Below are 12,967 nucleotides of genomic sequence, written 5' to 3'. Positions count from 1 at the left end.
TTAAGCCTCCTCTTTTGCAGCTTCTTCACGCATCATCCGCATTGCACATTGTGCAGCTTGCTGCTCGGCTTCTTTTTTTGATTTTCCACGACCAATACCAAGCTCTTGTCCATTTAATAATACGCTTGATACAAAGGTACGATTATGTGCTGGGCCTTTTTCATCGATAATCTCATAATGAAGAAGTCCATTATTCGTTTGCTGTACCATTTCTTGCAATTGACTTTTAAAATCCATCACATGCGAAAAAGCACCGACTTCTACTTTTGGGAACACGATTCGTTCTAAAAATGACACGACCGTTTGTAAATCTTGATCTAAATAGAGTGCACCTACAAATGACTCAAAGACATCTGCAAGCAGCGCTGGACGTTCCCGACCACCTGTTAATTCCTCACCTTTTCCAAGTAATACAAAGCGTCCAAAGCCTAGCTCGTTAGCAAAAATCACTAGTGATGGCTCACATACAATGGAAGCTCTTAGCTTTGTTAACTCACCCTCGCTCATATTTGGGTATTTCTCAAAAAGATATTTAGAAACAGACAGTTCAAGTACTGCGTCTCCTAAAAATTCAAGACGCTCATTATCCGTAAATAATTTACGGCGATGCTCATTCACATAAGATGAATGCGTGAATGCTTGGTACAATAAATTTTTATTAATAAATGTGATATTTAATTCATGCTGTAACAGCTCAAATTGGTTGCGTACTTTTTCAGGAAGTACGCCAGATTTCTGCATAGTTCCTTTTCTTTTCATAGCCATTGAACAAATCTGCCTTCCTAATAGTTTCTACCGTTTTAGTGTACCTTTTTCAGGGCGTTTATGCAAAAGTATTTCGGCTTAAACACAATGTTTTGGAAATTTTTCCGAAAATCCCTCTTAATTCAGCTTGCATCTCCCATTAGAGAGCATTTTGAAGCTGACTGGTCATTAGATTTTTAACATAAAAAAGGGACGTTAATAGATCGAAAACCGATCCATTTCGTCCCCTTTAAATACATCTTCATTCATTGAATCTGCTCCTTCAAACAAGGAATGCAGAAAAAGTAATTTCTACTTTATTCAAGCTACCATAAAACCATTGTATGATTACGATGACCATTACACCATTAGAGGTGATCTATTTTCACTAAATAAAGTTTAAACGAAATTAGTTTAATTTACTTTCGATGTATGAGATTGCAGTACCTACTGTTGAGATTTTTTCAGCATCTTCATCAGAAATTTCCATATCGAATTCGTCTTCAAGCTCCATTACAAGCTCAACTACGTCTAATGAGTCAGCACCTAAATCATCACGGAAAGAAGCTTCAAGCGTTACTTCGCTTTCTTCCACACCTAAACGGTCCACGATTACTTTTGTTACGCGTTCTAATACTGTAGACAAATGATTCACCTCCCCTCAAATGATTATACAAAAAATCAGCGTATATGCCTAATTGAAATTACATGACCATACCGCCATCAATATGAAGCGTTTGTCCAGTCATATAATTTGCGTCATCCGATGCTAAGAAAGCTACTGCTTTTGCAATATCCTCTGGCTGACCAAGTTTCGCAAGAGGAATCTGTGTTAGCATACCTTGTTTGATATCCTCTGGCAATTGTTCTGTCATTTCTGTTTCGATAAAACCTGGTGCAATAGCATTAACTAAAATATTACGAGAAGCTAATTCCTTTGCCGTCGTTTTCGTTAGTCCAATTACACCTGCTTTAGCCGCAACATAGTTCGCTTGACCAGCATTACCTGCTACACCAACGATGGAAGAAATATTAATAATGCGACCTGCACGTTGCTTCATCATTTGACGTGTGACCGCTTTCGTACAAAGGAAAACACCTTTAAGGTTTGTATTTAATACATCATCCCATTCGTCTTCTTTCATACGCATGATCAAGTTATCTCTTGTAATACCAGCATTATTCACTAAAATATCAAGGGAGCCGTATGTTTTCACAGCAGCATCCATTAATGCTGTCACTTCTTCTGTTTGAGAGATGCTAGCTTGTACAGCAATTGCTTCGCCACCATTTTCTTGAATCATCGCTACTACTTCTTCTGCTTTTGCCTGAGAGCCACTATAGTTCACAACAACCTTAGCACCTTCATCTGAAAGCTTTAAAGCAATAGCACGTCCAATCCCTCTTGAAGCTCCTGTTACAACGGCTACTTTTCCTTCTAATTTACGCATTGATTGACCACTCCTTCGACGCTTCTAAAACTGCTTCTAACGAAGCTTCATCATACACACAATAAGCTGCAACAGAGCGATCAATTTTTTTCAAGAGACCGCTTAATACTTTACCAGGTCCACATTCGATAAAAACGTCAACACCTTGCGCAAGCATTTCACGCATAGAAGCTTCCCATTGAACAGCACTGTATACCTGTTCAACTAGCTCTTGTTGTATTGCTGCTACATCTTTTAATTCCTTCGCCATCACATTGCCAATTACAGGAATTTTAGGTGCAGATAAAGAGATCTCTGCCAATGCTGCTTGCAGTTTCTCTGAAGATGGACGCATTAAATCAGAGTGGAAGGGACCACTTACAACTAAAGGTATTGCTCGTTTTGCTCCAGCTTCTTTAGCAGCAACGCTTGCTTTATCCACACCTTCTTTAGTGCCCGAAATAACAATTTGTCCTGGACAATTCACATTAGCCACCTGAACAGAGTCACCTGATGCTGATACCTGCTCTGTTACCTCGTTCAATGCCTCTAGTTCCATTCCTAAAATTGCCGCCATTGCGCCTTGTCCTGCTGGCACAGCTTCATTCATATAAAGACCTCGTTTATGCACAATTGACACGGCATCATCAAATGACATAACACCTGCTAACACCAATGCACCATATTCTCCAAGTGAATGGCCCGCTGCGTAGTGTGGTTTTATACCTGCTGCGCGTAACTTTTCAGCCACCATTACACCAGTAGTAAGTAGTGCTGGCTGTGCATGATATGTCAGTGTTAACTCTTCTGCTGGACCTTCTAACATTAATTTAGATAATTCAAATTGAAGAGCTTGATCTGCGCGATCATAAAATGCTTTACTTTCTGCAGCATTCTCAACAAACTCTTGACCCATTCCAACTACTTGTGAACCCTGTCCTGGAAAAATAAATGCTATTTTTGTCATTTGAATAATCTCCTTTGCTTAATCAATTTCTATGTGGCGTACTGTCTCGGTAATCGTCGAAATAACCGTATGCTCTACCATCGTATTGGCTTGTCGAATGGCACTGAAAATCGCTTTTGCATTTGATGATCCATGTGCCTTAATAACAGGTGCTTGTAAGCCAAACAATCCTGCGCCACCATATTCTGTATAGTCCATTTTATTTTTTAAGTCACGTAAATTATTTTTCATGAGCGCTGCTGAAATTTTCGTTTTCGTTGAAGACATAAAGGCCTCTTTTAACATAGAAAATAAAGCACCTGCTGTCCCTTCAATAGACTTCAACACCATATTTCCTGTAAAGCCATCTGTTACAACAACATCAGCTACTCCTTCAAGTAAATCACGTGCTTCTACATTTCCAATAAAATTCAAATCTGCTTCTTTCAATAATTCGAAGGTAGCTTTTGTTAATTCATTCCCTTTTTTATCCTCGGTACCGATATTTAATAAGCCAATTCGAGGTTTTTGTAAACCTCCAACCTTTTTAGCATAAATATCTCCCATAATGGCATATTGCACTAAATGCTCTGGGCGAGCATCTGCATTCGCCCCTAAATCAAGCATTAAAAACCCTTTACCGTCTAATGTTGGTAGCGTTGTAGCTAATGCTGGTCTGGCTATTCCCTCAATGCGACCTACTTTAAATAGGCCACCCGCCATCAGGGCCCCTGTATTGCCTGCAGAAAGGCAAGCATCTGCTTTACCCTCTTCAACAGCATCCATCATACGCGCCATTGAAGAATCTTTTTTTCTACGAACAGCACGGGCAGGATCATCAGTTCCTTCTACTACTTCCTCACAATGTATAACCTTTAATCGATCATGTTGTTTTAAAAATGGTTCCAGCTTATCTTGATGACCATATAGTTGAATTTCTAAGTTTGGAATTTGCTCTAATGCTAAAAGTGCACCTTCAACAACTGATTTTGGTGCATTGTCTCCACCCATTCCATCAAGCGCTAATTTCATTGTTACTCACCTTTACCTTTCGTGCGGTACATATCAAACTCACCAACAAAAACGGTTTCACCATTAACGGTAGATGTTACCTCAACTTTTGTTCGATGTGTTTGTTCATCTCGTCCGATAACAATCGCTTTTGTAATAACACGATTTCCAGCTCGTACAGGTTTCACAAACGTAATATTGGAATGTACGGTTAATGCTAGTTCGTCATCAATTACTGCAACCGCTAATGAATTTGCTTGCGCAAACAAATGATGCCCACGTGCGATGCCATTACGCTGAAAAACATGCTCTTCTTGTACATCAAAAATCGAGAGTGCTCGATGATCTAATTCAATATCTACTATCTCCCCAATGACCTCATCAATCGGGAGAGATTTCACTTCATTTTCATAGCTTTTTGAAGCAACGTCTTTAATTCGCTCGCGTAATTCTGGTATTGATAATTCCATACGGTCTAAACGAATTGTTTGGACACTTACCTGAAACTGTGTTGCTAGCTGTTCATCTGTGACGAATGGATTTTCAGCTATCGTTTCAGATAGTAGTCGCTGTCGCTCTTTTTTCGTTCGTCTCAACTTCATTCGCCACCTTTTGAGTTGTTATTAGCACTTGGTACTAATATCAGTATATAGAGTATAAAAAAAGAATGCAAGACTTGTTTTGAAATCAAGTACTTACACTCTTTCTTTGCTAACAAGCTTCCCACATTAATCGAAGCGCTCTCCTTGTAAAACACCAGTATCTTCTAGCATTTTACGCAAGTATTGATAGTCGTCATCCTGCCAAAACGCTTTTGTTTCAAGCATTTCTGAGGCATCTTTTCTAGCGGTCTCCAATATACGATAATCATGTACTAAATCAGCTATTTTAAAATCAGGTAAACCACTTTGCTTTCTACCAAAAAAGTCTCCTGGCCCCCTTAATTCAAGATCTTTTTCAGCTAAACGGAAACCATCATTTGTTTCTGTCATCGATTGCATACGTTCTTTCCCCTCTTCAGACTTAGGATCTGCAAGTAAAATACAGTATGATTGGTGCTCACCACGACCAACGCGACCTCGAAGCTGATGCAACTGTGCTAAGCCAAAGCGTTCAGCATCATAGACAATCATAAAGGTAGCGTTTGGTACATTTACTCCTACCTCTACAACGGTTGTAGAAACTAAAACTTGAATAGTCCCTTCACTAAAAGCACGCATAACCGCATCTTTTTCATCAGCTGATAAACGCCCATGCATTAAACCGACATGATAACGTTCTTTAAAATAAGTCGCTAGCTGCTCATAAATTTCCACAGCATTCTGAACATCAAGCTTATCGGATTCCTCAATAAGCGGACAAATCGCATAGGCTTGTCTTCCAGCCGCTAACTCTAATTCTAGCTTAGATAAAACGGAGCCGAATTGTTCTTTCTTCATCCAATGCGTTTCAATCTGCTTACGCCCTGCTGGCATTTCATCAATCATCGATACGTCCATTTCCCCAAATGCAGTAATAGCTAATGTTCGTGGTATCGGGGTAGCTGTCATAAAAAGCACATCGGGATTCTCCCCTTTATCACGCAAAATACGTCGTTGCTCCACACCAAAGCGATGCTGTTCATCCGTGATGACAAAGCCAAGTTTATGAAAAATAACATCTGGCTGGATTAGTGCATGTGTACCAATAACAATATCAAGATCTCCATTTGCCAAATCAGCTAATATCGCACGTCGCTCTTTTGTTTTAGTGGATCCGGATAAGAGTGCAACACGAACGCCAAATGGTTGGAACCATTCTTTCAAATTCTCTAAGTGCTGTTCCGCTAATATTTCAGTTGGTGCCATTAAGGCGCCTTGAAAACCTGCTGTTACGGCCGCATATAGCCCTATTGCTGCTACGACGGTTTTACCTGAACCTACATCCCCTTGTAGCAAGCGATTCATTCGATGTGGTTCCTTCAAATCCTTACAAATTTCATTCACCACGCGCTTTTGAGCATTCGTTAATTCATAGGGTAAGGAAGCGATAAAATCTCGTAACTTATGCACATTAAATTGAATAACTGTACCGTGTTCACTATCCTTCCTTATTTTCCGTAAAGCTTGAATACGCAATTGGAAATTTAATAGCTCCTCATAGGCAAAGCGTCTCCTTGCTTGTTTAGCATGTTCAGCATTCAGTGGAAAATGAATACCCTCCAAGCCCTCTCTTATTGAAACAAGCTTATACGACTCTTGTAAATAATATGGAATGGTCTCTGGCAGTACTTCCCCACAATCGTCTAACACTTGTCGCATATATTTTCGAAATCTTTTTTGGGGGATCAAACCTTTCAGACTATAGACAGGCTCAAAGTCAACTTGATCTGTTTTAGGACCAAATGTAACTGAAGTGCCATTGATTACTTGTCTACCACGATCCCATTTACCAGTCACCGTAATAATGGAACCAGGTACAAGCTTTTGCTTTAAATAGCCCTGATTGAAAAATACGACTTTCACTAAATGTCTTCCTGCTAAAACAGTTACTTGGAGTCTTGACTTATTGCGACCTAAAAATAAAATCGTAGGCTCCCGCTCCACCTTACACTCAACTGTAACCCGTTCGTTATGTGGTGTTTGTGCTAAATCTTTTAAACGAAAATCTTCATGTCGATGTGGGAACGTCCATAATAAATCAGCTATTGTATTGATTCCTAGTGATTCAAGATGGGCTGCTGTTTCTTTCCCGACGCCTTTTAATTCATTGACGGGTCCATATAATTCAGTCATCTTATCCCACAACTCCCTTCATTGATTGTTTATGTAGTGTTATACTCTCTCTATCTAATTTACCATAAATTATTTCACTAACCCTACACATAAGCAAAAACCCTACCAATGATTGATAGGGTTAAGCTTTTGATTATTTAATTTCACAGGAGAAACATGTAATTTCTTTCACATATTGCTCATCAACTTCTATTCCTAATCCAGCTTTATCGCTTAACTGCAGGATGTCTTTATAGTATGTAACATTTGCCACATCTTTTACAAACATTAATGGTCCGACCATCTCGTTTGTATGGATTATCGACTTACTGATGGCTAGGTGTGCCCCAGCCATTGTTCCGATTGCTGATTCAACCATAGAGCCTACTTGACAAGGCATCTCTGCAGCCTCCGCAAGACTTGCAAGAGCTAGAGCTGGATAGATTCCACCTGATTTCATCAATTTTATATTTAGCATATCCGCAGCACGCATTTCTATGACATCGACTAAATCATAAATAGTATGAACACCCTCGTCTACCATAATACTACAAGGTGAAAGGGCTCTAATTTCTTTTAACGCTCTTAAATCATGTGCTTTTACTGGTTGCTCGTACCAATCTACATGACAAGTTGTAGTTTCTCTAATTACTTTTAGTGTCTCCATCCTATTCCAACCTTGATTGGCATCTACCCGCAGTTGCACCTCATCACCTATTGCTTCTCTTACCGCACGAATACGAGCAATATCTAAATCAGCATTTGTACCAACCTTAATTTTAATATTACGGAAACCCGATTTTACAAATTCACTTGCATCTTGAGCCATTTCCTCTGGACTCTTAATACTAATTACTCTTGGCACCTGTAATTCCTCATGTGCTTTTCCACCAATTAATTGATAAACTGGTTGACCAGTCATTTTCCCCATTAAATCATAGAGCGCAATGTCCAATGCGGCTTTTGCTGAAGGGACTCCATCAATTTTTTCATTAAACTTTTTATGAATACGATCTACTGCAAATGGATCTTCATTAATCAATAATGGTGCTAATTCATGTTTAATAACGTGATACGTGCTCTCCCAAGTTTCACCCGTCACATTTTGATCAGGCACAGCTTCGCCCCAGCCAACTACACCCTCATCCGTCTCTATTCTGGTAAGAATAGTTGGCATATCATCTAAATGAACATAAGAAATAACGAATGGTTCCTTTAATTGTAAACGTGCTGCAAACACTTCAATCTTTTTTATCACGATGTAAAACTCCTTTTCGTATAAATAGTCTGATTATTTATGTTGCAAGATAATATTTATAAATAGTTGAATCGCATCAGGGAAAACATCTTCATCTAGATCAAATCGTGGATGATGGTGTGGATATTGGCTTTTGTCACCACCCATACCTACAAAAACAAATGCTCCAGGCTTATGTTGTAAATAATAAGAAAAATCTTCTCCACCCATGACTGGTTCGACTACCTTAAATGCGGTATCTCCAAATTGTTCCCGTACAATCGATTCAATAAATCGCGATTGTGTTGGATCATTGACGAGCGGAGGTGTTCCTAAAATAAAATCGATTTTTCCTTCTGCTCCAAATGCTCGGCAAATTCCTTCTGTTAAACTTACCATTTTCGTTTTAATGATTTTTACAGTGTTCGGTGTCAATGCTCTGATCGTTCCAGTTAATTTTGCTGTATCAGGAATAATATTATAAGTGGTTCCCGCTTGTATATTACCAACTGTAATGACACCCGCATCGATAGGATTGACATTTCTACTTATGATACTTTGAAAAGCTTGCATTAAATGGCTGGCTATATAAATAGGATCAATTGTTTCATGTGGCATTGATCCATGGCCACCATACCCTTGAATTATAATTTCAAAATCATCAATAGAAGCCATCATCGGCCCATGTGTTAAACCTATCTTTCCTTTCTCTAAACCTTGCCATAAGTGAATGCCAAAAATAGCATCTACATCTTCCAACACACCTTTTTGAATTAATAAATCAGCACCACTTGGGGTGATTTCCTCTGCCGATTGAAATATAAGCTTGATATTCGGCTCGATTTTCTCTCTATTTAAGCTTACCCATGTTGCAACTGCTAATAAAATCGCAGTATGACCATCATGGCCACACATATGAGCAACACCTTGCCTGTCTGAAATGTACGGTTTGTCTCCCTCTTCTTTTATAGGTAAGGCATCTATATCGGCACGTAATGCAATAGTTTTTGTTCCCTTTGTCCCTTTTATAAATGCCACTACACCTGGAGGCTCATAATCTAGAATTTCTATATCTAACTCCTCTAGTCTTTTGCGAATAAACGCACTTGTTTCGTATTCTTCCCCAGAAAGCTCTGGGTATTGGTGCAGATGACGGCGATCCTCTATTGCCTTTTCTGTTAATTTTTTTATATTCATTATTTCCATTGTTAAACTCCTTTAGAAAGGTCCGTATTGTATGACTTGTGCAATGATGAGCGATATTACCGCAACTGTTACTTGAATAAGCATAAACGGAAAAATCCACTTTATCCATTTACCCCAAGGGATACCCGCAATTGATAATCCCGCCATTAAAAAACCTACTGTTGGGAAAATAATATTCGACATACCATCTCCAAATTGATAGGCAAGTACGGCTGTTTGTCTTGTAACACCAATCATATCTGATAAAGGCGCCATAATTGGCATCGTTAAGGCAGCCTGTCCACTTCCTGATGGTACTAAAAAATTTAAAAATAACTGAAAAATAAACATCCCTACTGCATTTAGTACAGGTGGAACTGAATCAAGTAATGCAGATGTGTAAAAGAGAATTGTATCAATCAATCCTGAGTTATTGAAAATCACTAAAATAGACTGAGCTAACCCAATGATAAGAGCGCCACCAACTAAATCCCCTGCACCCTTCATAAATGAATTAGCAATATGCGAAGGTGATAATTTGCCAATAATCCCCATTAAAATACCAAACAATAAAAATAAACCAGCTATTTCAGTAATGTACCAACCTAGTTTTACAACCCCGTACATCAATACGATAAAATTCAAAAGAAATGTAGCCATAACAAGCTTATGTCTGATTTCCATTTTCGAATTCCCCTGTACGAAATCACCCTCATCATTGCGGAAATTTCCATAAAATCCAAGTTCAGGATTGTTTTTCACTTTTTTTGCATAGCGATAAACATATATTGTTGCTACTGTGTATAAGACAATAAAAATGACAATTCGAAAAGCAACTCCCGAAAATAAAGGCAAGCCCGCAATCTCTTGTGCTATTCCTACTGTAAACGGATTCATAACAGCTGCCGAAAATCCGACAGATGCACCAAGAATAACAATAGCAAAACCTGTAATTGCATCAAACCCTAGGGCAACAGCAAGCGGTGCAAGAATCCCTACATATACAATCGTTTCATCAGACATCCCCATTAATGACCCAGCACAGGCGAAAAACAACATTAATACTGGTATTATTAACATTTCGCGTTTAGCCATTTTTACAGATAGCATGGCGATAAAGGATTCTAATGCTCCTGTGGCTGATAGTATTCCAAAGGTACCTCCTACTATCAATACGAAGAAAATAATACTTGCTCCTTGCATCATGCCAGAATGTACACTGCTAAAAATATCTAAAAAGCCAATGGGGTTCATATCTGTAAAACTAAATGTCCCAGGTTGAATCACTTGACGTCCATTAACTTCTTCCCGTTGAAATGAACCAGCTGGAATAAAATACGTTAAAATGGATGATACAACAATAAGGCAAAAGATTAACACATAAACATTAATTCCTTTTTGTTGCTCTATTTCTTTATTAGCTATAAATTTACTCATTCGCCATCCTCCTTAGTTGAATCATTGATTAAAAACAAATTTTCATGACCACTATCAATGCGTAACATATCTCTCCAACATAAAAAGCCATCCCCTTTTTTTGAAATTTCCGTCTTATTCATTGTAATTGATAAAAAAATAAATAAAAAATTACTATTTTAAATAGTTACTATTGATAAATTTACATATAAATTCATCGGGATACATCCAAAAATGAAAAAGAACGTTACATCCCTGCGGTTTCACCAGGCTGCAACATTCTTTTCATTTTTCGATATACAAACTAATTAAATTGTTTTCCAAGTATCTTTAACTAAATCAATAAATGTGCTTACATTACTAAATGTTTTAGCATTTTGTGGAAAAATTAAATAGGTAGGTAACTTTTTAGGGAATCGGTACAGAACTTGAAGACTCCCTTTGGTTACCTCTTTTTGTATAATAATATCACTCAACAAGGCTAGACCCACTTGTTCCAATACTGCTCTCTTAATTGCTTCCTCGCTTCCAAATTCCACTACTGTTTGTGGCTTACACTTAATTTCTTGCAGGCAGCTGACAATACAGTCATCCATTCCATAGGTTATAAAGGGATAATCATCGAATATTTCCTGCACATTACGATCCTTTATAATAAGCGGATTTCCAACCAATACTAAATCCTCTTCCTCCAATAAAATCCCCTCTACACCAGCGTAACTAGGGTGTCCAGCTACAAAACCTATATCTGCTTGATTTGAACTCACAAGTTTGGCTGTTTCTTTACTATTGGCACAAAGAAGTTTTAGGTTTACCTGAGGGTACTGTTTTAAAAACGAGCCGATAATATGCGATAAATAATAGCCACAATAAAACTCTGGTGCAGCGATTGTCAAATGACCAAATGGCTTTTCGAAATTCTTCAAATCCTGTTCCATTTCTTCAATAATCCCAAATAATTGATCTGTATGTTCCTTTACTATTTTTCCTACTTGAGAAAGAAACATTTTCTTGCCCATTCGATTAATTAAGATATGCCCTAACTCTTCCTCTAACGCTTTAATCTGTTGGCTAATTGTAGGCTGGCTATAATTTAAAATTTCAGCCGCTTTTGTAAAGTTGAGGTAAGTTGAAACAACATGAAATGTTTTCAAATTACGCAAATCCATCTCTATTCACGTCCCTGCTATATAATTAAGATAAATACATTCCCTTATTAAAATTTAATTATACTTAAATCGACTATGTACGTAAGAGGGTTTTTCTTTCCAGTAAGCTATCCATCAACACAAAAAACATGCTACCTATTTAGATAGCATGTTTCTTATTTTTTATTGAAGGGCTTTAATGCTTTGTAAGCCACCATTTTCAAGAATGGCTTTACTGATCGCCTTACCTGTTGGTGTTGCTGCTAGACCGCCTCGTGCCGTCTCTTTAAGATTAGGACTCATAGATTGTCCAATGCGATACATAGCACCAATTACTTCATCACATGGAATACGACTTGTTACACCAGCAAGTGCCATATCGGCCGCTACTAGGGAGTTAGATGCTCCCATAGCATTACGTTTAACACAAGGGACTTCAACCAAGCCAGCCACTGGGTCACAGACAAGACCTAGCATGTTTTTTAGTGTAATGGCAAACGCTTCGGAACATTGCTGTGGTGTACCTCCAGCCATTTCGACAATAGCAGCGGCAGCCATACCTGCAGCTGAACCAACCTCTGCCTGACAACCGCCAGCAGCCCCAGAAATGGAAGCGTTATTGGCTACCACAAATCCAAATGCTCCTGACGTAAATAGATAACGAATCATTTGATCACGAGTTGGATTTAGTTTGTTTTTTACTGCAAACAGTGTTCCTGGTACTACACCTGCTGAACCTGCTGTTGGTGTTGCACAGATTGTTCCCATTGCAGCATTTACTTCATTAGTTGCAACCGCTTTACTTACTGCATCTAATAATAAATCACCTGAAAGTGACTTTCCTTGTGCAATATAATTTTGAAGTAATACGGCATCCCCACCAGTTAAACCTGTTACTGATTGCACACCTTGTAATCCACGTTCAATTGCTTCTTCCATCACTGTTAGATTTCGATCCATTTGCTGGATGATTTCTTCACGTGTTCTACCAGTTATCAATATTTCCTGTTCAATCATAATTTCTGATATTAATTTATCTTCTTTCTCTGCTCGTTCAACAAGTTCACGAACATTATGAAATAAAACGTCCATCACGG

At 38.4% G+C, this 12,967-nt stretch carries 12 protein-coding genes; all 12 read right to left on the bottom strand.

Annotated elements, in window-relative coordinates; genetic code table 11:
• The gene (gene rnc, locus PSR12_RS05080) at positions 1-765 is read right to left on the bottom strand and encodes a ribonuclease III (protein WP_012293239.1); all 765 of its coding nucleotides are present in this window, start codon (positions 763-765) and stop codon (positions 1-3) included.
• A 388-nt stretch (positions 766-1,153) separates the two neighbouring features.
• Positions 1,154-1,390: an acyl carrier protein gene (gene acpP / locus PSR12_RS05075; protein ID WP_009371143.1), complete on the bottom strand. Its 237-nt coding sequence runs from the start codon at positions 1,388-1,390 to the stop codon at positions 1,154-1,156.
• Positions 1,391-1,448: 58 nt separating this feature from the next.
• Positions 1,449-2,195: a 3-oxoacyl-[acyl-carrier-protein] reductase gene (gene fabG, locus PSR12_RS05070; protein ID WP_274771898.1), complete on the bottom strand. Its 747-nt coding sequence runs from the start codon at positions 2,193-2,195 to the stop codon at positions 1,449-1,451.
• Positions 2,188-3,141 (bottom strand): ACP S-malonyltransferase, encoded by a 954-nt coding sequence (fabD, locus tag PSR12_RS05065; protein WP_274771897.1) that lies wholly within the window; start codon positions 3,139-3,141, stop codon positions 2,188-2,190. Before fabD ends, fabG begins: the two co-directional genes overlap by 8 nt.
• 18 nt (positions 3,142-3,159) lie before the next feature.
• On the bottom strand, positions 3,160-4,152 hold the full coding sequence (gene plsX, locus PSR12_RS05060; protein ID WP_274771896.1) for a phosphate acyltransferase PlsX: 993 nt from the start codon (positions 4,150-4,152) through the stop codon (positions 3,160-3,162).
• Between the two features lie 2 nt (positions 4,153-4,154).
• Complete coding sequence (gene fapR / locus PSR12_RS05055; RefSeq protein WP_202341667.1) at positions 4,155-4,727, bottom strand: transcription factor FapR; 573 nt, start codon at positions 4,725-4,727, stop codon at positions 4,155-4,157.
• A 132-nt stretch (positions 4,728-4,859) separates the two neighbouring features.
• Entirely contained in the window at positions 4,860-6,905 is a 2,046-nt protein-coding gene (recG, locus tag PSR12_RS05050) for an ATP-dependent DNA helicase RecG (RefSeq protein ID WP_274771895.1), read from the bottom strand.
• Positions 6,906-7,038: 133 nt separating this feature from the next.
• Positions 7,039-8,142, bottom strand: coding sequence for a mandelate racemase/muconate lactonizing enzyme family protein (locus PSR12_RS05045; RefSeq protein ID WP_257521294.1), 1,104 nt, complete (start codon positions 8,140-8,142; stop codon positions 7,039-7,041).
• A 33-nt stretch (positions 8,143-8,175) separates the two neighbouring features.
• Entirely contained in the window at positions 8,176-9,327 is a 1,152-nt protein-coding gene (locus PSR12_RS05040) for a M20 metallopeptidase family protein (RefSeq protein ID WP_221683427.1), read from the bottom strand.
• 12 nt (positions 9,328-9,339) lie between these two features.
• The gene (locus PSR12_RS05035) at positions 9,340-10,743 is read right to left on the bottom strand and encodes a YfcC family protein (RefSeq protein ID WP_274771894.1); all 1,404 of its coding nucleotides are present in this window, start codon (positions 10,741-10,743) and stop codon (positions 9,340-9,342) included.
• 287 nt (positions 10,744-11,030) lie between these two features.
• Complete coding sequence (locus PSR12_RS05030; RefSeq protein ID WP_221683425.1) at positions 11,031-11,891, bottom strand: LysR family transcriptional regulator; 861 nt, start codon at positions 11,889-11,891, stop codon at positions 11,031-11,033.
• A 162-nt stretch (positions 11,892-12,053) separates the two neighbouring features.
• Positions 12,054-12,962 carry an L-serine ammonia-lyase, iron-sulfur-dependent, subunit alpha gene (sdaAA, locus tag PSR12_RS05025; RefSeq protein WP_202341671.1) on the bottom strand — a complete coding sequence of 303 codons (909 nt, stop codon included), beginning with the start codon at positions 12,960-12,962 and terminating at the stop codon, positions 12,054-12,056.
• Positions 12,963-12,967 lie beyond the last annotated feature (5 nt).

The sequence above is a fragment of the Lysinibacillus sp. G01H genome (genome assembly GCF_028872195.1).
Classification (GTDB): Bacteria; Bacillota; Bacilli; order Bacillales_A; family Planococcaceae; genus Lysinibacillus; species Lysinibacillus capsici.
Note: the sequence above shows the minus strand (reverse complement) of the source record. Positions and strands in the feature narration are given on the sequence as shown.

Coding starts and splice junctions, on each gene's coding strand:
- rnc (WP_012293239.1), bottom strand. CDS start 765: ATGGCTATGAAAAGAAAAGGAACTATGCAGAAATCTGGCGTACTTCCT.
- fabG (WP_274771898.1), bottom strand. CDS start 2,195: ATGCGTAAATTAGAAGGAAAAGTAGCCGTTGTAACAGGAGCTTCAAGA.
- fabD (WP_274771897.1), bottom strand. CDS start 3,141: ATGACAAAAATAGCATTTATTTTTCCAGGACAGGGTTCACAAGTAGTT.
- plsX (WP_274771896.1), bottom strand. CDS start 4,152: ATGAAATTAGCGCTTGATGGAATGGGTGGAGACAATGCACCAAAATCA.
- recG (WP_274771895.1), bottom strand. CDS start 6,905: ATGACTGAATTATATGGACCCGTCAATGAATTAAAAGGCGTCGGGAAA.
- PSR12_RS05040 (WP_221683427.1), bottom strand. CDS start 9,327: ATGGAAATAATGAATATAAAAAAATTAACAGAAAAGGCAATAGAGGAT.
- PSR12_RS05035 (WP_274771894.1), bottom strand. CDS start 10,743: ATGAGTAAATTTATAGCTAATAAAGAAATAGAGCAACAAAAAGGAATT.
- PSR12_RS05030 (WP_221683425.1), bottom strand. CDS start 11,891: ATGGATTTGCGTAATTTGAAAACATTTCATGTTGTTTCAACTTACCTC.
- sdaAA (WP_202341671.1), bottom strand. CDS start 12,962: ATGGACGTTTTATTTCATAATGTTCGTGAACTTGTTGAACGAGCAGAG.